The sequence below is a fragment of the Microbacterium sp. Leaf351 genome (assembly GCF_001423825.1).
Classification (GTDB): domain Bacteria; phylum Actinomycetota; class Actinomycetes; order Actinomycetales; family Microbacteriaceae; genus Microbacterium; species Microbacterium ginsengisoli.
In genome coordinates this window covers 3,619-20,701 of the sequence record NZ_LMPK01000011.1, presented here as the reverse complement: position 1 = coordinate 20,701, position 17,083 = coordinate 3,619, and the positions used below count along the sequence as shown (strand labels likewise).

Annotated in this window: 25 protein-coding genes; 17 read left to right on the top strand and 8 right to left on the bottom strand. The window is 69.0% G+C overall.

The features are described 5' to 3' along the window. Positions 1–579: fatty acid desaturase (locus ASG00_RS16845; RefSeq protein WP_235559135.1), on the bottom strand; the 579-nt coding region annotated here is incomplete at its 3' end. Between the two features lie 296 nt (positions 580–875). Beyond that, complete coding sequence (locus ASG00_RS18675; protein WP_268771956.1) at positions 876–1,955, bottom strand: glycosylase; 1,080 nt, start codon at positions 1,953–1,955, stop codon at positions 876–878. Here ASG00_RS18675 and ASG00_RS16835 point away from each other — a divergent pair. Next, positions 1,899–2,234: a hypothetical protein gene (locus ASG00_RS16835; protein ID WP_235559133.1), complete on the top strand. Its 336-nt coding sequence runs from the start codon at positions 1,899–1,901 to the stop codon at positions 2,232–2,234. The two genes, ASG00_RS18675 and ASG00_RS16835, sit on opposite strands and share 57 nt — an antisense overlap. 1,077 nt (positions 2,235–3,311) lie before the next feature. Here the strand turns inward: ASG00_RS16835 and ASG00_RS04290 are convergent. The 3 genes from ASG00_RS04290 to ASG00_RS04280 all read right to left on the bottom strand — a co-directional run bounded on the left by ASG00_RS04290 (position 3,312) and on the right by ASG00_RS04280 (position 6,242). Beyond that, the gene (locus ASG00_RS04290; protein ID WP_056207167.1) at positions 3,312–4,442 is read right to left on the bottom strand and encodes a glycosyltransferase; all 1,131 of its coding nucleotides are present in this window, start codon (positions 4,440–4,442) and stop codon (positions 3,312–3,314) included. A gap of 149 nt (positions 4,443–4,591) precedes the next feature. Beyond that, entirely contained in the window at positions 4,592–5,614 is a 1,023-nt protein-coding gene (locus tag ASG00_RS04285) for a glycosyltransferase family 4 protein (protein WP_056207299.1), read from the bottom strand. A 67-nt stretch (positions 5,615–5,681) separates the two neighbouring features. Then, the gene (locus ASG00_RS04280) at positions 5,682–6,242 is read right to left on the bottom strand and encodes a hypothetical protein (RefSeq protein ID WP_056207165.1); all 561 of its coding nucleotides are present in this window, start codon (positions 6,240–6,242) and stop codon (positions 5,682–5,684) included. A gap of 261 nt (positions 6,243–6,503) precedes the next feature. Here ASG00_RS04280 and ASG00_RS04275 point away from each other — a divergent pair, with 261 nt between their 5' ends. From ASG00_RS04275 to ASG00_RS04265, 3 genes are read left to right on the top strand one after another with little or no spacing between them, the layout of a single operon-like run. Continuing rightward, positions 6,504–7,046, top strand: a complete 543-nt coding sequence (locus ASG00_RS04275) for a CpaF/VirB11 family protein (RefSeq protein WP_082483050.1) — start codon at positions 6,504–6,506, stop codon at positions 7,044–7,046. After that, positions 7,043–7,906, top strand: coding sequence for a type II secretion system F family protein (locus ASG00_RS04270; protein WP_056207164.1), 864 nt, complete (start codon positions 7,043–7,045; stop codon positions 7,904–7,906). Before ASG00_RS04275 ends, ASG00_RS04270 begins: the two co-directional genes overlap by 4 nt. Then, positions 7,903–8,829 (top strand): type II secretion system F family protein, encoded by a 927-nt coding sequence (locus tag ASG00_RS04265; protein WP_056207162.1) that lies wholly within the window; start codon positions 7,903–7,905, stop codon positions 8,827–8,829. Before ASG00_RS04270 ends, ASG00_RS04265 begins: the two co-directional genes overlap by 4 nt. 170 nt (positions 8,830–8,999) lie before the next feature. Here the strand turns inward: ASG00_RS04265 and ASG00_RS04260 are convergent, their stop codons facing one another. After that, positions 9,000–10,388 (bottom strand): recombinase family protein, encoded by a 1,389-nt coding sequence (locus ASG00_RS04260; RefSeq protein WP_268768918.1) that lies wholly within the window; start codon positions 10,386–10,388, stop codon positions 9,000–9,002. A gap of 190 nt (positions 10,389–10,578) precedes the next feature. Then, on the bottom strand, positions 10,579–10,830 hold the full coding sequence (locus ASG00_RS04255; RefSeq protein ID WP_056207158.1) for a helix-turn-helix domain-containing protein: 252 nt from the start codon (positions 10,828–10,830) through the stop codon (positions 10,579–10,581). A 93-nt stretch (positions 10,831–10,923) separates the two neighbouring features. On the opposite strand from ASG00_RS04255, the gene ASG00_RS04250 reads away from it, so the two are divergent. The 12 genes from ASG00_RS04250 (at position 10,924) to ASG00_RS04200 (ending at position 15,838) form a co-directional block, all read left to right on the top strand. Further along, entirely contained in the window at positions 10,924–11,190 is a 267-nt protein-coding gene (locus tag ASG00_RS04250; protein WP_056207156.1) for a helix-turn-helix domain-containing protein, read from the top strand. 17 nt (positions 11,191–11,207) lie between these two features. Then, positions 11,208–11,351 carry a hypothetical protein gene (locus ASG00_RS15230; protein WP_162237870.1) on the top strand — a complete coding sequence of 48 codons (144 nt, stop codon included), beginning with the start codon at positions 11,208–11,210 and terminating at the stop codon, positions 11,349–11,351. A 31-nt stretch (positions 11,352–11,382) separates the two neighbouring features. Further along, positions 11,383–11,730, top strand: a complete 348-nt coding sequence (locus ASG00_RS04245; RefSeq protein ID WP_056207154.1) for a hypothetical protein — start codon at positions 11,383–11,385, stop codon at positions 11,728–11,730. Next, positions 11,727–11,936 carry a hypothetical protein gene (locus ASG00_RS04240; protein WP_056207152.1) on the top strand — a complete coding sequence of 70 codons (210 nt, stop codon included), beginning with the start codon at positions 11,727–11,729 and terminating at the stop codon, positions 11,934–11,936. The genes ASG00_RS04245 and ASG00_RS04240 overlap by 4 nt, the downstream gene beginning before the upstream one ends. Continuing rightward, the gene (locus tag ASG00_RS04235) at positions 11,933–12,244 is read left to right on the top strand and encodes a hypothetical protein (RefSeq protein ID WP_056207150.1); all 312 of its coding nucleotides are present in this window, start codon (positions 11,933–11,935) and stop codon (positions 12,242–12,244) included. Before ASG00_RS04240 ends, ASG00_RS04235 begins: the two co-directional genes overlap by 4 nt. Before the next feature lie 276 nt (positions 12,245–12,520). Next, complete coding sequence (locus ASG00_RS04230; RefSeq protein ID WP_056207148.1) at positions 12,521–13,375, top strand: PD-(D/E)XK nuclease-like domain-containing protein; 855 nt, start codon at positions 12,521–12,523, stop codon at positions 13,373–13,375. Beyond that, positions 13,372–14,052, top strand: a complete 681-nt coding sequence (locus ASG00_RS04225; protein ID WP_056207146.1) for a hypothetical protein — start codon at positions 13,372–13,374, stop codon at positions 14,050–14,052. The genes ASG00_RS04230 and ASG00_RS04225 overlap by 4 nt, the downstream gene beginning before the upstream one ends. Beyond that, a complete protein-coding gene (locus tag ASG00_RS04220; RefSeq protein ID WP_056207144.1) occupies positions 14,049–14,549 on the top strand; it encodes a DUF2637 domain-containing protein in 501 nt (166 codons plus the stop codon). The genes ASG00_RS04225 and ASG00_RS04220 overlap by 4 nt, the downstream gene beginning before the upstream one ends. After that, positions 14,546–14,743: a hypothetical protein gene (locus ASG00_RS04215; RefSeq protein WP_056207142.1), complete on the top strand. Its 198-nt coding sequence runs from the start codon at positions 14,546–14,548 to the stop codon at positions 14,741–14,743. The genes ASG00_RS04220 and ASG00_RS04215 overlap by 4 nt, the downstream gene beginning before the upstream one ends. Then, complete coding sequence (locus tag ASG00_RS04210) at positions 14,740–15,135, top strand: HNH endonuclease (protein ID WP_056207140.1); 396 nt, start codon at positions 14,740–14,742, stop codon at positions 15,133–15,135. The genes ASG00_RS04215 and ASG00_RS04210 overlap by 4 nt, the downstream gene beginning before the upstream one ends. Beyond that, positions 15,132–15,545 (top strand): hypothetical protein, encoded by a 414-nt coding sequence (locus ASG00_RS14820; RefSeq protein ID WP_156456194.1) that lies wholly within the window; start codon positions 15,132–15,134, stop codon positions 15,543–15,545. The genes ASG00_RS04210 and ASG00_RS14820 overlap by 4 nt, the downstream gene beginning before the upstream one ends. Then, positions 15,542–15,838, top strand: coding sequence for a hypothetical protein (locus tag ASG00_RS04200; protein ID WP_056207136.1), 297 nt, complete (start codon positions 15,542–15,544; stop codon positions 15,836–15,838). Before ASG00_RS14820 ends, ASG00_RS04200 begins: the two co-directional genes overlap by 4 nt. A 5-nt stretch (positions 15,839–15,843) precedes the next feature. On the opposite strand, the gene ASG00_RS14815 is transcribed toward ASG00_RS04200, so the two are convergent. Beyond that, the gene (locus ASG00_RS14815) at positions 15,844–15,984 is read right to left on the bottom strand and encodes a hypothetical protein (protein WP_156454832.1); all 141 of its coding nucleotides are present in this window, start codon (positions 15,982–15,984) and stop codon (positions 15,844–15,846) included. A gap of 370 nt (positions 15,985–16,354) precedes the next feature. Between ASG00_RS14815 and ASG00_RS04195 the strand changes: the two genes are divergently transcribed. Further along, complete coding sequence (locus tag ASG00_RS04195) at positions 16,355–16,918, top strand: hypothetical protein (RefSeq protein WP_056207135.1); 564 nt, start codon at positions 16,355–16,357, stop codon at positions 16,916–16,918. Positions 16,919–17,083: the final 165 nt, after the last annotated feature.

Sequence of the window (17,083 nt, the reverse complement as noted above, 5' to 3'; positions counted from 1 at the left end):
GAGGATCGGGAAGAAGAACCAGTGCTGCTTCGACATCACCGCCGCCCGCCAGCCGTGATGCTGGCTTGCGTCCTCGGTCGTGAAGACGATCACTCCCGGCTTGATGTCGCCGTCCTTGCCCATCTTGTTCGGGTTGGCGTGGTGGCGGGAGTGCTTGTTCATCCACCAGCCGTAGCTCAGGCCCACCAGCAGGTTGCCGACGACGCGTGAGAACCACTCGTTGCGGATGCCCGAGGCGAAGATCTGCTTGTGCGCGCCGTCATGCGCGAGGAACGCCGTCTGGGTGAACAGGACCGCGAAGTACGCGCCGACAAGAAGCTGCCAGGGCGATGAGCCCAGCGCGAACAGCGCCATGAAGCCGCCGACGTACGCGGCGAGCAGGATAAGGCAGCGCGCCAGGTACCAGCCCGGACGCCGCTTCATCAAGCCCATCTCCTTGATCGTTGCGGCCAACTCGCTGTACTCGCTCGCATTCCGCTCGTGTGCCTCACCGGCGCCGACACGTCGAGGGCGGGTGGCCCGGATCCTGGGGGAAGGACCGCTCTGCGTCGTGAGTTCATCGGTCGATGTCGTGGTCATATTCGAACGTTACGTTCGGCAGCTCTCCGATGCGTCCCTCCGTGGAGCACACTTTCACCCGATACCCCGGTACGGGCAGCCGGTCGGTCGGCCACGAGGGCGGATGTCTAGAGGTCGTCGAATAGGTTGTTCCCGCGTAGGAGGGCATCTCCGACCCACCAGACGATCGCGACTTCGTCGCGGCGCGCCCGATGCGTGTCGGGACGCCGCCGCCGCACCGAGCGGTTGGCCTTCACGAGGCATTCATGGACGAGTTCCTCGTCCGGTCCCCAGGAGTCCGGCTGGGAGCGCGGTCATCAGGTCATGGAGGCGAGAAGGTCTGTGAGCTCCACCGAGCAGACGCCGATGCGCGAGTCGGCGATGCCGATCGGGATCCATAGCACGCCTTCGTGAATGATGCCGCCGCAGGAGTAGGCCACGTTGGGGACGTAGCCGTCGCGCCGCCCACTGTGAGGTTCGAGAATCGGGGTGGAGGTGCGGCCGAGGACCTTGGTCGGGTTGTGCAGGTCGAGCAGCAGGGCCCCGAGGGCGTAGGTGCGCATGGGGCCGACGCCGTGAGTGAGCACGATCCAGCCTTGTTCGGTTTCAAGTGGTGGGCCGCAGTTGCCGGTTTGGACGATCTCCCATGCTTCTTGAGGGCCGTGTACTCTGCCGGCCTGCGTCCAGATCACCCCGTCGTCCGATTCGGCGAGGGAGATGTTCTCTCCGCCGGTCCGGCTCAGCGCCAGGTACCTGCCGTCGACCGGGCGGGGGAACATCGCCATGCCCTTGTTCTGTGCGCCGTCGCCGACCAACCGGTGGACGCGGAAGTCGCGGAGGTCGGGGGTGATTATCAGCCGCGGTGCGATGTCGCGTCCATCGTAGGCGGTGTAGGTGGCGCGGTAGTGGGTGGAGCCGTCGGTGTCGGTGAAGCGCACGAATCGCGCGTCCTCCATGCCGCGGTGTTCCTCTGCCGCGACGGGGGAGAGTACTCGTTGACTCAGCTCGGTGTCGAGGGGGAAGCCGGCTCTGTATGCGGAGGACGCGATGACGCGGAGTGCGTCGATCTGTCGACGGGTGTCCGCGCGCGATGACAGCTCGGAGGGGATGAGCGTGGCGGCGGTGTCGATGTCCGGCGTTGAGAATCGTGTCGGCAACTCGCGCAGGACGGCGTGGGAGGTTTCGTTGAGGACCCCCTCGTGCGCGGCGGCGGCACGGAAGTGGGCGACGCTCCAGGCGCCGGCGCTCACCTGCGGGCGCCAAGGGGGCCGGCGGCGGTCGTGGAAGGTCCAGGTAGTTCCGGGGCCGATGACGGCTTCGGCGAACTCGATGGATGAGAGATGCCCTTCCCCGATCGCGCGGAGCGCGATCGCGACGCGCAGCTGTCCGGGTCCCATACCGCTCTGGTCCGGGTGCTCGACGGCGCTGGGGTTGCACAGCGCCGCTCCTTCCAGTGCGAACTCTGCGGTGAAGCTGGCACCGAGGACGATCCGCCGGGAGTCCGTGATCTCGACCGGGCCGGCAAGCCGGGAGCTGACGGCATCCGCGCTCGCGAGGAACAACGCCCGGACGTCGGGATGCCGACTGCTGAAGTGTTGTATCAGCCGGGCCGCGATCTCTTCGGTCTCACGTTCGGGCAAGGCGAGGACGCGGGAGACTATGTCCGAGGCGCGTGAGTGCGTGTCCGCCGACTCCTCTCCCGGGAGGAAGAGCTGCCCGATCACCCGGTCTGGCTCAGGGCGAAGCTCGGCGGAGTGCATCCGCACGAGGGTCATGTGTCCTCCAGTGCGCCGACGCGGCGCGCCTGTTGATGCGTGCTGATCGCGGCCAACGTTGATTCTGCCCCTCGGTTCTCGTTGCGGCCGTCGCGTTCGAGCCCGTCGAAGCCTGCGCCGGTTCCCTCATCCACCATGGGAGTGTGGCTGTCGTTGCGGCCCCGGAACCACTGCCAGGCGAGGGCGATGCCGATGAGCCACCTGTCGTCGTCTGTCTGCTCGAAGGCGCGGGCACTGGCGTCCGCGATCGCGGCGACTTCGATGGGCTGCTGGTCGAAGAGCGGTCCGACATCATCGGGTCCGCGCCCGCCGTGACCTGTCACGGAGAGCCGATCGGCCGAGGTCTCCACGGAGAGAAGGAATTCGAGCAGTGTCAGACCTCGGCCCACCGCCTCATCGTCGCCCAGCCGTCCGCCGGCGGCGATGAGGGCTTCGGCGATGGAGGCGTTTGCGTATCGCAGGCGCGGCTCGGGCCACGGCCAGTCCGTATCCGTCGACTGGGGAATTGCATCGATGAGTTCTCGAAGGAGGTGCCTGGCAGGCATGTCGTCCGGATGCCTGGATGCGACCTCGCTGGCACCGAGCGCGGCGAAGGCGATGGTGCGCAGATCTTGGGATTCTTGTTGCGCGGCGCGGTCGAACGCGTGTAAGGCGCGAGCGCGGATGTGTGCATCGGGTGCCCGTGCTGCTGCGGTGCCGAGTCCCCAGAGCAGCCGTCCCCACCAGTCGCCCATGCTCGGCTCATCCGTCCACTCGCCGTGTTCGTCCATGCGGTTGTGCGCAAGGCCGTCCGTTCCGATGGCCGCTTCGAGGAAGCCCAGGTAGATCTCGCCCAGCCGCTGGAGCTCGGGATCGTGGTCCGGCTCGCGGACGACCACGATGAGTGCACGGGCAACGTCGNGTCGAGCAGAGCGTGTTCGAAGACGCCACGGTGATCGGTGAGGGCACGCAGGTGCTGAAAGAGATCAGGACCGTCCATCACGCCGCCACCGCGCGCATCGCGGCGGCGAGGTGCCGATAGCGGTCCGCGACCGCAGACCAGGTCATATCGTCCGCATCCTGCAGCGCGACCGCTCGCATGCGTCTGGCGATGCCGTCACCGGTCAGGATCGTCCGCAGCGCGGACGCGATCGACCGCGGGTCCTCATGGGCGACGATGATTCCCGCGCCGCCCGACAGCAGCTCGACCGCATGGGGAAAGCCGGTGGCGACCACGGGAATGCCTGCGGCGACCGCTTCGACGAGGACTCCGGAGGTTGCCTGGTCGCGCGAGTCGTAGGGCAGCAGCACGACATCCGTCGATGACAGCAGAGCGGCGAGCTCGTCGCCTTCGAGGTAGCGTCCGTCGAGGTGCACCGACGGGCCGACACCGAGTTCGCTGACCAGATGTGCGAGTCCTGATCGATAGCCATCGCCGGCGTGGGCGAGCACCTTCGGGTGCGTCTGCCCGGCGACGACGTACTCGACCTCGGGGGAGAGGTCGGTGAGCTGCGCGATGGCTCGGATACCCCATTCGATCCCCTTCCCCGGCGAGATCAACCCCCAGGTGAGGACGCGCCGACGACTGCGGGGCGCGGCTGCGGCGACAGCGAGGTTGGTCACCCCATGCGGGATCACGTGAACGAGCGAGGGATCCACAGAGTAGTGCTCGACGAGGGTGTCACGTGCGCCGCTGGTCATCACGACGGTCACTGATGCGCGGGCGCACACCTGCGACAGGACCAGGCGCTGATGCGGTGTCGGCGAGGGGAGCACGGTGTGCAGTACCGCGATGGTGGGGACGGTCATGGCGGTGAGGACGTCGAGGATCTCATCGCCGTCCTCGCCGCCGTAGATGCCGTACTCGTGCTGGACGATCGCGACATCGCAGTCGTTGAGCATCGATGCCGCCGCGCTCCGGCTGCGGACATCCCCGGCGATGAGGTCCGCCCTCACCTGCGAGGACACGCCGGGCCCAGGGGAGGCGGCACGCTCGGGGGCGTCGAGGACGCGCACGATGTCGGCATGATCCACGGGACTCGCGGTGAGCGCGCGTGCCAGAGACTCGGTGAAGGTTGCCAGCCCGCAGCGGGTGGGCGGATAGGTGCTGAGAAATCCATAGTGGGTCACGGCGACGCGCTCCTCGATATGCCCGAGCGACGACGTCTTCGGGCGATGGCGAGACGTCTGCCGGCGGCATCCCTCGTGGGATCGCGGCGACGGCGGCGTGATCCGGTCCACGCCGAGAGTACGGAAATACCCGGCGCTGTGGCCCTACTCTACTCCGGTCGCCTGTGAACCGAGCCGGCTCCCCGTCCGAGCACCTGGTCGTACACCTGCAGATAGTCCTCGACCATTCGCTCGACGCCGAATCGAGCCACCGCGCGTTCATGGACATCCCGACGATCCAGCATCGCCACCTTCTCGACGGCGGCAACAGCCTGATCGAGCGTGGTCACGGTGCGTCCGGTGACGCCTTCATCGATCACCTCACGCATCGATCCGCGCCGGTATGCGATGACCGGCGTGCCACACATCATCGCCTCCACGACCGAGAGCCCGAATGGCTCGTCGAACGCGATCGGATGCAGTAGGGCGGTGGCGTTGCCCAACACCTGAGCCCGTTCGGCCGACCCCACGGAACCGCGGAACACCACCCTGTCACCGTCGATGTGCGGTTCCACCTCGGAAGCGAAGTACTCCCGATCGTGCACGATGCCGCAGATCATCAACCGGCGCCCCGCCCGGCGGGCGATCTCGATCGCCCGAGCTGTGCCCTTGTCAGGATGGATACGACCGAAAGACACCAGATAGTCATCGGGGGAGGCGACCAGAGGCAGCTCCGCCGCATCGACGCCATGGTGCACCGTCGCCGCATACGTCAGATCCGGCGACCGATCGCTGTCCGAGATCGAGACGAATGCCGACGAGGATGCTCTGTATGCGGGCAGGATCGCCGCACCCGAGAACCCGTGGACCGTCGTCACCATCGGCGCCCGCCACTGAGCACTGAACGCGAGCGGCAACCAGTCCACCTGGTTGTGCACGATGTCGAACTCCTCAGATCGAGCCATCGCGTGCGCGACATGAAGCGCCTCCCACACCCGACCGTCCATCGACGCGTCCGCCTCATATCCGTGCGGGACCACCGCGTCGAGCACCGCATCGGTCACCGAGTTCGCGGTCGCGAACAGCGTCACCTCCACACCTCGTCGCACCAGACCCTCGGTGAGCAGGCTCGTCACCCGTTCCCACGGGCCATAGTGCTCAGGCGGCGTCCGCCACGCGACCGGGGCCAGCATCCCCATCTTCAGAACCATGCCGGCCCGTCCAGCAGGGAATGCTCAGCGCACCGGCCGCGTCCCGGTGTCACGAGCGGGTTCGCGCATGACCGCCATCATCGGCCCACTCATCGATCTGCGCCCGGTAGCTCGCATCCAGATCAGCCTGATCGAGGAAGGACCCGTGCGGAGCCTCCGCATCGGCGGTGATTCGGAACTTCACGGATTCCGCCAGCGTGGCCACGGCCGCCGCGCGGATTTGCTCGCTCGCGGCCGCGTGCTGAAAGCGTGCGGCCGCCGCCTCCCGCCCGGCACGGACAGCCTCGCTGATCTCAGCGAGCCGATCAGCCAGGACACCCGCAAGGCCATCCCTCAGCTCTTCCAGATTCGTGTTCGCGATCTCCAGCCGACGATCCGAGACCGTCACCTCGACCGTTGGGAAACCGGCCCTCGCGAGGAAATCCCGCGTTCCGCCGTCGAGGATCTGCGTCACCTCGTCGCGTTCGGGACGACGAGTGAACACCGCCTCCACCGTGTACCGGTCTGGGGCCTCATCGGTCATCAGCGCAGCAGGCAACGAACCCACCAGCACCGATCCCAGGCCCAGCGTCGCGGCATCGGGGCCGCTCGTTCGTGTCTGTGTCTTCATGACCTGACGGTACGCCCCGAAGATGTGTACCTCACAGTTTCGCCTCAGCGAACGCGAACCATTCGTGCGACTCGTCACAAGTCGGCAGACCCACCCTGCTCGCACTTGGCGGAGACGTACGGCCTGAGCGCCTCCGCGAGGTGCTGAGGGCCGCTTACTGGCGTCACATCTGTCAAGACACTTTTCGAATAGCAGTCGGTGGCCCTCGGACTCAACAAATTCCCGGTCAGGGGTCAGTTATACGGATGAAAATGTAGGGGGATTGCAGCGAAGACGACGCTCCTCGGGGCGCTGATCGCCGCGTGCGCGCCGCATCAGCGCATCGTCACGGTGGAGGAGACGTTCGAGCTCGCCGCCGAGATGCCCGACCTCGTGGCGATGCAGAGCCGCCAGCCGAGTCTCGAAGGCGGGGGAGAGGTCACGCTGCGGCGGCTCGTGAAAGAGGCGCTGCGCATGCGCCCCGACCGGCTCGTCATCGGCGAGGTGCGCGACGCCGAGGCCCTCGACCTCGTGCTCGCCCTCAACACGGGCGTGCCGGCGGCGGCGACGATCCACGCGAACTCGGCGCGCGACGCGCTCGTGAAGCTCGCCGCGCTCCCGCTGCTGGCCGGCCGCAACATCGACCGGGACTTCCTGCTGCCCGCGATCGCGAGCTCCGTCGACCTCGTCGTGCACTGCCGGCAGGATGCCGCCGGCACGCGCCGCGTCGCGGAGATCGTCGCGCCGACGGGCCGGGTGGTCGACGGCGTGATCGAGGTGCGCCCCGTGGCGGCAGGGTTCATGCCGACGGGGAGGACGGCATGAGCATTCTTCTCGGCCTCCTGCTCGGCGCGGGCGCGCTGCTCGTCGTATCGCCGTGGCTCTGGCCCCACACGTCGTCGGCGCGACCGACGCGACCGCTGTCGGCTCCGGCGCTCGACCGTCTTCTCGCCGAGGCGGGGTTCGCCGCGCGTCGGCGCCGTGCTGTCGTGTTGTCGGCGCTCGCGCTCGCCGCCGTCGCCGCGTCGGCGGCGCTGCTCCTGACGGGAGTGCCGGTGGTGGCGGCGGTGGCGGCGCTCGCCGCGGCGGGTGCGCCGTTCGTGTGGCTCCGGTCGCGCGCCCGGGGCCTGGTGCGCGCCCGCCGGGCGCTGTGGCCCGACGTCTGCGATCTGCTCGTCGCCTCCGTGCGCGCAGGAGTCGCGCTCCCTGACGCCGTCGCCGCGCTCGCCGCATCCGCGCCGGCCGCGCTGCGCGGGGCTTTCGCGTCGTATGCACGGGATGTCGCGGCATCCGGTCACTTCGACAGTGCGATGGCCCGTCTCAAGGCCGCCCTCTCCGACCCTGTCGCCGATCGCCTGGTCGAGGCCTTGCGCATGGCCCGACAGGTCGGTGGCACCGAGCTTGTGCCGGTGCTGCAGGCGCTCTCGCAGTCGATCCGCGCCGACGCTGCGGCGCGAGCCGAAGCCGAGGCGAGGCAGTCCTGGGTGCGGGCGGCAGCGGTGCTGGGCGTCTCGGCGCCGTGGGTGATCCTCGTGCTGCTGTCGCTCCGCGCCGAAGGGGCGGCGGCGTACGCGTCGCCCGGCGGGATGGCCCTCGTCGTATTCGGCGCTGCGGCCTCGGTGCTCGCGTTCTGGCTGATGTCTCGGCTCGGGCGTCTCCCGGAGCCGCGGCGGTGGTTCGGATGACCGCCGCGTTGCTCCCGACCATGGCCGTGTCCGTGCTGCTCGGCGGGGCATTCTCCGCCGGCGTTCTGCTGATGTTCGCGACGGTGCCGCAATGGGGCGCACCGCGTCTCGCCGATCGCATCCAGCCGTACGTGCGCCACGTCGCAGATCCTCGCGGGCTCACACCGCTTGACCCGGTGGCGACGCTCGGGAACTCGTGGACGGTGTGGCGGGCACGGGTCGTCGGGGCACTGGGAGGCGGTGAGGCTGTCGCCGCGCGCCTGGCCGCCGCGCGATGGGAGATCGATGTCGCGCGTTTCCGTGCCCGCCAACTCGGCTGGGCGCTCGCGGGGGCCGGCGTCGGCGCCGCTGTCGCGGTGGGGATCGTCATCGCCCGCTCCGGCACGGCTCTGCTGGTGGTGCTCCCGGTGCTGACGGCTGCCGCCGGCGCGGTGCTGTGCGATGTCACTCTGACGACGGCGGCACGGCGCCGCCAGCACCGCATCCGGGAGGAGCTTCCGACGGTGCTGGAGTTCCTCGCACTCTGCCTTTCCGCAGGAGAGAGCCTGCTCGATGCGCTTCGCCGGGTGAGTGCGGTCGGCTCGGGCGAGCTGACGGCCGAGTTCGGGCGCGTGGTGGTGGCCGTGGCATCCGGGATGCCCCTGGCCGCCGCTCTGCGCGAGCTGTCACGCGACGTGGCGGTGCCCGCTCTGTCGCGCGCCGTCGATCAGCTGACGTCGGCGCTCGACCGCGGCACACCGCTCGCGGGAGTGCTGGAGGCTCAAGCCGGCGACGCCCGCGAGGATGCCAAGCGATCGCTGCTCGAGGCCGCCGGCCGCAAGGAGATCGCGATGCTGCTGCCACTCGTCTTCGTGATCCTGCCGCTGTCGGTGCTGTTCGCGATCTTTCCGGGCATCGTCATGCTCCGGTTCGGAATGGGGTGACCGTGCCCTCCACGGTCGATGACGCGCGGATGTGGGATCCGCGCGGAAGGAGTGAGAGAGATGACGCGCATGTGGCGCCGCCTGCGGGCGGCCTGGGCGGGTGCCGTTCACGACGACACGGGCGACGTGCCCGGATGGGTGCTGATCACCCTCGTGAATAGTCCCGATTCTCACCCGTCTTCGTGGCCGAACACCTCGACATCGGAGATCGGTCGCTTCGGCGTGACCTCGACTCGCGCGATGATCGCGCGGAGCAGCTCTCGCTTCTCCGCTACTTCGATGTCCTCCCAACGTTCGAGCAGCACAGGGAGGATGCGCAAGGGTGCCCCAGACCTGACACGGATTGTGCGAAGCTCAGCCTCCGCGGCCCGCCGCGACGCCTCGTAACGGTCGCGCAGGGATGCATAGACGTCGAGTGGTAGATCCAGTTCGATTCGTTGGTCTGCCAACTGGATGAGCTTCTCCGTCGCGCGCGTGACTCGTCTCGAGAGTTCGGCGCGCGGGTCAGAGGAAATGTGCGGCGGCAGCGCAGCGATCCCTGCCGCGGCGGCTTCGCGCACCTTGACCTCGCGCTCATGGAGCCACGAGCGCACCGCATCAATGAGTACAGACTCGCTCACGTAGCCGCCGGCGTGGGTGCGCTTCTCGTGTGCGGCCTTGCAGCGGAACTTCGGAGTGTGGGCGCGTCCGAACTGCCCTGCGTTCATCTTTGACCCGCAGGCGCACCATACGAGGCCGGAGAGTAGGTACTCCGATCGCTCGCCGCGTCGGTATGTGCGCCGCCGCTCGCGAGCCTCGAGGTAGGCATCCCACTCGGCCTGGGTGATGAGCGGCCGGTGTGCCCCCGGGTGTCGCTGTCCGTTCGCGATGATCAATCCCGCAGCGAAGCCAGAGTCGAGCACTCGCCGTAGGGTGCGATCCGACCAGAGGCCGTCACCCTTGCGACCATATCCGTCGACCGGACGCGTCGACCCGGCGTTGAGCCATGCGACCAGCGCATAGATGGATTCGCCAGCGGTGTACCGGAGATATGCCTCGTGAAGGACTGGCGCCGTTGTCGGGTCGTGCGTGAAGCCGGCGCTGCGGTCGTAGACGTAGCCGAACCGCGGCTTGCCATTTGCCGGGAGCCCGTCGCGGACGCGGCGAGCGTGCGTGTCGCGCCACGTTTCGCCGATGAGGTCGGCCTGATATGCGTTGACCTCGCCAAGTAGGCCTCGGGCGAACTTGCCGGATGCGGTGCGGGATTCGATCGGCTCGGTCGCCGATACGATCGAGCCGCCCAGCGTGTCGACTCGATCGAGGGCGACCGCCCAACGCAAGCGATTGCGGGCGGTGCGTGAGAACTTCCAGACGATGATGGTCTGAAACTCGCCGCTTGCGAGACGGTCGATGGATTGCTCGAGTCGTGGCCACCAAGCGGAGCGCGCTCGGGATCCTGACTCGTCGATGCCTTCGACCCAGTCGACGATGGTGTAGCCGCTTTGGGTGGCGAAGGCTTCGATCGCATGACGCTGGATCTCGGGCGAGGTCATTCCCTCGCGTTCGCGTGAGACTCGCACGAGTGCAATTGCACGTTGGCTGTTAGTTGACGGACTGACGCTGGCGTGTCGCTTCGCGTTCACGTTGGTGGCTCACCTTACCGATCTACGTCGCGGTGTGCGCGGCGAATGGAGGGGGAGTGCCGTGCACATTGCCACGGTCGGAGAGTTGTTGGTACACGCGGTGAGGCTTGGCCTCACGCCTTCGGTGCTACTGGCTGCGGTCGCGGCGACGCTTCGCGTCGTCGATAACGCGGCCGGCGTCGAGGTTCAGCTCGCGCACGATGTCGAGGAAGACGGGGATCGGAATGTCGCGATGACCGTTTAGGTACTTGCTCAGTGTCGCTCGGTCGATGCCGACCTGCGCGGCCAGTTGGATCGCGGTGAGGGGGGACGCGGCCAGTTCTGCACGTAGTTGGACGGCGACAGCCGCCGCCCAATCGCTCGCTTCATCTGTGGTCATGCGGCCACAATAGCACCACTACGACAACAAACATAGCGTGATCGGCAACATTCGCGCCTTGACGCATTGCCGAATGGCCTCTACTGTGGCCATATGACCACACGCACCCTCGGCAGCAATCAGGCGACGACCGTCGCCGAGATCATCGCCGCCGCAATCGTGCGCGCTGACCGCTCCCAGAAATGGGTTGCCGAGCGCGCTGGCATTCCGCTCACGACGTTCCGCCGGAAGCTTCGCGGCGGGAACGCCTTCACAGTCGCCGAAGTCATCGCAATCGCACTCGCGCTCGGTGTCGACCCGGCCGACCTTCTCATGCCGGTCGTGGCTGCGGCCGACGACGTCGCTGCGATTGCGGCCTGACGTTGGCGCGCGCTTGCGTGCGCACCGGCTCCGAGCCGTCCGAAGCGGCCTGGGAGCGGTTCGGCGCGCTCGCAGCGCAGATCCTCCGGCGACTCGCCGAGCGTGACGCGCTTGCGGAATTGGAAGCGCGCGACGGCGATCCCGAATCCATCGCCGCGTAGGCGGCACCGATCCGAATCGAAAGGGCACATCATGACGGATCTCAGCACCACTCAGAGCACTACCCAGGCGGGTATCGGCTACCTGAATCGCGAGTCGATCTTCGACGCTGACCTGACCGTCACCGGTCACTCGGATCGGCACCGTGTGACGGTCGTGAACGGGCAGCCGACGATCGACGCGACGCACGTCTCGGTGCGCTTCTCGGGCGCCGAGATGGTCGTCGACACGTCCACGGTCGCGGGGGAGCGTGTCGTGTCGCTCGAGCGTGACGGCGAGGTCATGTGGCTGACGCGGGCGGAGGCGTATGACCTCGTGCTCGCGGTGCTCGGGCGCCTCGGCGTGATCGGGTTCCCGGGCGATGAGGACGTGACCCCGTGACTGACACGATGCGCACGGTTCGGTTCCCTGGCGTCGTCGCGCGTCGGGCCGAGGAAGGCTCTCGCTGGCGCCAGGACCGCGCGGAGCGGCTCGCGCGGGTGGAGAGGTCGGACAAGGCCATTCGTCGCGAGGAGCGGCACACGGACACCCGGGAGCTGCGGCGCCCGGTCGACGTGACGGAGCGCCTCGCGGAGGTGGAAGGGTGAGCGCCCTCGAGGTCGATGTCGCGTATGCGTGGCGGGTGCGGGACGCGTACGCGGAGCACCTCGCGTTCTGGGGGCGGTTCGCTCTGCACTTCGAGACGTGGAAGGCGCTCGGCGGAGCCGACCGTGCCGCCGCGGAGTGGGAGCCCGAGCGCATCGTCGGTGACCCGGCGCTCGGCGCCGACGGCGACCGGATCGCGGTCGACGCGGTGTGCCCTCACTGCGGGTGGCCGGAGCGGAGCTACTCGACGCTCACCCGCCGGTTCGGGTGCGTCGTCTGCGAGTACACGAGCGACGAGCGCGACGGATGACGTGCCACCTGTGCCCGCGCGAGCGGGTGTTCGGGTGCGCCGCCGGAGCGAAGGTGGCGGCGTGGTGGTGCCGGTCGTGTGACGGCCCGGGCGCGCGGCTCGAGCCGGCGGAGGCGCCGTGAGCACCGCAGCGCGCAAGGCGCGCAAGCGGGCAGGAGCCCCGTTCAGTAAGCCGCCGAAGCGGCGGACCCGTCGACCGGCCGGAGGGCTCGGGCTGGTGTCGGGTGCAGAGATCCTTGCGGCGATCGTCGTCCGCGACCTACTGGGAAGGCAGTCATGACGGAGTCATTGAGTGGTGTTGTTCTCGGGCTCCCCGAGGACGAGTACCACGCACACCCGGCGCTCTCGTCGACCGGGGCGCGGCAGCTTCTCATCGCGCCTGCGAAGTTCCTCTTCGCGAGGTCGGCGCCGAGGGTGCACAAGAAGGCCTTCGACGTCGGGACCGCGGCTCACTCGCGCGTGCTCGGCACGGGGTGGGAGATCGTCGCGATTCCCGACAGCGTGCTCGCGGTGAACGGTGCCGCATCGACCGCGAAGGCGAAGGCGTTCATCGAGGAAGCGCGCGCGAACGGTCAGGTGCCGATCAAGCAGGCCGAGTTCGACGAGGTCACCGCGATGAGCGAGGCCGTTCTCGCGCACCCGTCGGCGCGGATCCTGCTCGAGCAGGACGGCGCGGCCGAGGCATCCGTGTTCGGCGTCGACCCGGAGACGGGTGTCGAGACGCGCGCGCGGTTCGACTTCCTCGGGCGCGGATCCGGGCGGCGCGTGGGCGTCGACCTCAAGACGCTGCACGGCGAAGCGTCCCCGGTGAAGTTCGCGAAGACCGTCGCCGATCACGGCTACCACGTCCAGGGCGCGCACTACGAGGACACGCTGCGGTTCGTCGGCGAGCACATCGACGCGTTCGCGTTCATCGCGGTCGAGAAGGAGCCGCCCTATCTGGTGGGCGTGTTCGTGCTGAACGAGGACTACCGGGAGATCGGCGCCGCCCGCGCGCGTCGCGCCCGACACCTGTTCGCCCGCGGCATCCAGGACGGCATCTGGCCGGGATACCCGGACGAGATCCAGATCGCGCGCCCGCCGCAATGGGCGATCTACGACCACATCGACACGGAGGCACTTGAGAAATGAGCATCGAGATCCCGACCGACGCGAAGCCGTCGCGCATCCATCGGCCCGAGCCGGCACCGACCGAGGACGACGTGCGCGAGACGCTCGCGGAGTACGAGCGCCTGGCGATGTCGACGGGCGCGATGGTTCGTATCGACCCGCCCGAGTTCGCGTCGCCCGACGCGTCGATCGACTGGGCGCCGTGGTGGCTGGGCGATGAGCCGCCTCAGCTCGTGCGCGTCACGGTGTGGCGCAACGGAATCCAGACGCAGGTGTATCGCGCCTGGCAGGAGTCCCTGCCGGTCGACCCCGTGTGGCAGGAGCTGTGGCGGGCGCGGCCAATGACGTTCTTCGGGGCGTCGGGGATCCGTGCGGCGCTGCGTCGCGCGTACCGCGACGTGATCGGCGATCACCGGCAGGCCGACGACGTCGAGCCGGACGCGCCCGAGGCGGTCACGCCCGAGGCCGTCGCGCCCGCCCCGCAGCACGACTGGCGCCCGAGCGGCCCGCCGATACCGGCAGCCGAACCGCGGCCCCGGACGCGCCCGAGCGCACCGCGCCCGGCACCGGTCGCGGTGCCGCACGCGCCCCGCACCGAGCTGCGTCTCGACGCGCTCCCCGTGAAGCCGGGATCCAAGCGCAAGGCGGCGTCCCGTGGGCGCCGCGACCGAGGCTCGAATCGTGGGCACAACGCATGACCACACGACCGCGGGTGAAGCACCGCACGGGCTCGGCGGAGACGATCAATCCCGACCACATCGTGATGCACCGGCTGATCGTGGCGGGCGTGCTCGTCACCCTGATCGCGGCCGTCATGACGTCATGGAACGGGCTCGCGTTCGTCGCGTCGTGGCAGGAGCTGCCGGAGTCGCTGCGGTGGCTGACGCCGCTCATGATCGACGTTCCCCTCGTGGTGCTGACGTGCGCGCGCGGCGCGCTCCGTAAGCGCGGTGTGCGGGCGCGGGGGATGCTCGCGGGCATCATCGCGTTGACGGCGTACAGCTCCCTGGCGAACCTCGCTCACACCGTGGATCTCGCCGGGTTCTCGAGCGTCTCGGCCGTCGTCGGCGGCGTGACGAACGCGCTTGCACCGTGGCTGATCCTCGCCATGACCGAAGTGCTGTGGCTCGTCGTCACCCGGGCGCCGCGTCCGGCGCCCGCCAAGCCGAAACCGCGCCGCAAGCCGGCAACGTGACCGCACACCAGTCGTCGGGTCGACCGACCGAGGCGGGTCGCGCCGTGATCGTCTGCGACGGCTGCGCGGCCCGGTTCACGAGACGGCACGTCTCCGTCAACGCGACGCGCGCAGCCGCCGAGAAGGCCGGCTGGCTCGTCGGCACCCGCGACAACCGTCGCGACTACTGCACCAACTGCCGGGAGGCGAAGTGAGAGACACCGGATTCACGCCGCTCGTCGTGAGCCAGATATGGGAGCGCGACCGCGGGTGCTGCGCCCGCTGCGGGCTCGGGCTCGTGCGGGAGCGCCGCGGGGATGACTGGGCGATCCATCATCGGGAGCCGCGCGGTCGTGGCGGCGCGGGCCGCAAGCGGTGGTGGGTGAACCTGCCGTCGAACGGCGTGCTGCTGTGCACCGCATGTCATGTCGCGGTCGAGAGCGACCACGCCGAGGCGACTGCCGCGGGGTTCATCGTGTCCGCCCTCGGCGTGGTTCGGCCTCACGCCGCCCGCATCGTGCACGCGTTGCTCGGTCCCGTGTTCCTCACGAACGCGGGCGGGTGGGAGTCGGCGACGCCCGACGAGCCGCAGGCGGTCGCGGCGTGAGCGAGTCAGTCTTCGACAGGGTTCACGAGGAGGGCGCGATAAGGCACGACGCCGAAATGCGCAGCCTCGTCGTCGGTCACCGCGAGGTCTCCGGACGGGCCGCGCCAGATGTAGAGATCGGCGGAGTGGGTGCGGAGATCCGGCGGGCAGACGAGTCGCATGACCTCGCCGCGGTGAGTCTTGGTGGCGTTCATGCGGCAAAGGCTACCGTCCACACCCGAGCATTCGGACCTCACTCCGGTGAACTCTTCGCGGCCGTGTTCAGCCTCGCAATCGCGATCCACGACGTGATCGGTTCCGCGCGGGCATCGTTCTGCTCGTTCGACGATGCGGCGTCGCAGGTGCTTGCGCGACGGCGGGTGCCAGCGATCGTCGCCCGGCGGTCGGAGGTGGCGAGGGATGCCGCGTGAGCATACTGTCGGCGGCGTTCAGCGAGTGGCGGGAGTGCCGCGCGGAGTACGAGCTGCTGCTGAACGCGGCGTACGAACGGGCGGCGGAAGCGACGAACGATCGCCTTCTCAACGAGCGCGGGCGGCGGAAGGGCGTCACCTCGATCTCGCTGTTCATGGGTCCGCTCGTGCGGGCGAGCGCGTACGCGTCGGAGGAGTTGCTCGAGCACTGGGAGCGGCACCCGCGGGTGACGTACGAGGCGTTCGAGCGGCAGTGGATGCGAGATCGCGAGGCGGAGCGGTGGGCGGCTTGACCCGGTCACCACATGCCGAACGCGCGACCGAGGGTCGCCGCGATCTGACCTGCGGAGTAGAGCGTGCCGGCGACGCGTGCGGCGTCGAGGTCGAGCACGCGGGCGAGAACGCAAACGAGGGCTGGGCGGGGCTGAAATGTGGTCACACCTACAGCCCCTGCGGCAACTTTGAACCGCGAGACGGACTGTCGGCTGCCCCGCGATCCGAGGTGTGGGGATACGTCGTGTTCTGGCCTCGGCAGGGCGTGCTGAAGGTCGGCGTGACGAGGTCGCACGCGCGGCTGGCGGCGCTGTGTCGGACGGGCGGCGTGGTTGTGATCTTGGATCGTGACCGGCCCCGCGCCGAGGAGCGGTTCATTCTCGACGCGCTCGCGGCGCGGTTCCCGCGCGCGTTCGCGTCGGAGGAGGCGGCGCGGTCGCTGCTGCCCGGCGGTCGGGGGTTCACGGAGTGCTTCGCGGTGTCACTGCATGAGATCGAGGCGGCGGTGTCCGCGGTAGTGGAAGGGATGCGGGCGCATGATCGGCAAGCAGAGGGCGATCCCGCCCGATCTCTGGCTCGACGAGGATCTGATAGCGCTGCCGCTGGCCGTGAAGTGGACGGCGATCGGTCTGAGGATGCACGCCGACGACGAGGGTCGGGAGACGACGACGGACTGGATGCTGCGTCCGTCGCTGTGGCCGGGCGACCCGCTGTCGACAGACGACCTGATCGAGCACCTTCTACTGCTCGACGACCTCGGCTATGTCGGGATCTACGCGGCGGGCGGTCGGACCTACTACCAGGTCAGGGAGTGGCCGGCGGTGTCGCACCCGAAGCGGTCGCGTCATCCTGCACCGCCGCCAGAACTGTTCCAGCGGGCCGCTGGCGACCCGCTAGAGGACCGCTCGGCATGGGGGGGAGAGGGGGAAGGGGGCGAGTGGGGGGAGTCCGGGGGATCCGGCTCGCGTCCCGCTGGACTGCCGCCGTCTCCGTTCTGTCGGGTCCACCAACCTGCGGGTACGGGTGGCGCGCCGTGCCGTCACTGCGGGGACGCGCGCCGCGCTCACGACTTCTTCAACCAGGAGCGGCGGCGGGGGTGAGTCGTGCGCGCGGCGAGCCGTGCCCAGTTGGGGGCCGTTGAGCGGGCGCTGGCGCGCCGCAGGGTCGAGCACGAGCGGGCCGACCGGCGGGTGCTGGACGAGCTGGCGAAACACGGGCTCCAGTTCCGCTCCGTCGAGGGAGTGCAGGCCTTCCAGGCCGCGGTG

What these genes read in the sequence shown, in the direction of transcription:
- ASG00_RS04255 (WP_056207158.1), bottom strand. Translation starts at nt 10,830, where the DNA reads ATGACCACAGATGAAGCGAGCGATTGGGCGGCGGCTGTCGCCGTCCAA.
- ASG00_RS04195 (WP_056207135.1), top strand. Translation starts at nt 16,355, where the DNA reads ATGATCGGCAAGCAGAGGGCGATCCCGCCCGATCTCTGGCTCGACGAG.
- ASG00_RS04250 (WP_056207156.1), top strand. Translation starts at nt 10,924, where the DNA reads ATGACCACACGCACCCTCGGCAGCAATCAGGCGACGACCGTCGCCGAG.
- ASG00_RS04225 (WP_056207146.1), top strand. Translation starts at nt 13,372, where the DNA reads ATGAGCATCGAGATCCCGACCGACGCGAAGCCGTCGCGCATCCATCGG.
- ASG00_RS04220 (WP_056207144.1), top strand. Translation starts at nt 14,049, where the DNA reads ATGACCACACGACCGCGGGTGAAGCACCGCACGGGCTCGGCGGAGACG.
- ASG00_RS16835 (WP_235559133.1), top strand. Translation starts at nt 1,899, where the DNA reads ATGCCCTTCCCCGATCGCGCGGAGCGCGATCGCGACGCGCAGCTGTCC.
- ASG00_RS18675 (WP_268771956.1), bottom strand. Translation starts at nt 1,955, where the DNA reads ATGGGACCCGGACAGCTGCGCGTCGCGATCGCGCTCCGCGCGATCGGG.
- ASG00_RS04230 (WP_056207148.1), top strand. Translation starts at nt 12,521, where the DNA reads ATGACGGAGTCATTGAGTGGTGTTGTTCTCGGGCTCCCCGAGGACGAG.
- ASG00_RS04245 (WP_056207154.1), top strand. Translation starts at nt 11,383, where the DNA reads ATGACGGATCTCAGCACCACTCAGAGCACTACCCAGGCGGGTATCGGC.
- ASG00_RS04280 (WP_056207165.1), bottom strand. Translation starts at nt 6,242, where the DNA reads ATGAAGACACAGACACGAACGAGCGGCCCCGATGCCGCGACGCTGGGC.
- ASG00_RS04285 (WP_056207299.1), bottom strand. Translation starts at nt 5,614, where the DNA reads ATGCTGGCCCCGGTCGCGTGGCGGACGCCGCCTGAGCACTATGGCCCG.
- ASG00_RS04270 (WP_056207164.1), top strand. Translation starts at nt 7,043, where the DNA reads ATGAGCATTCTTCTCGGCCTCCTGCTCGGCGCGGGCGCGCTGCTCGTC.
- ASG00_RS04265 (WP_056207162.1), top strand. Translation starts at nt 7,903, where the DNA reads ATGACCGCCGCGTTGCTCCCGACCATGGCCGTGTCCGTGCTGCTCGGC.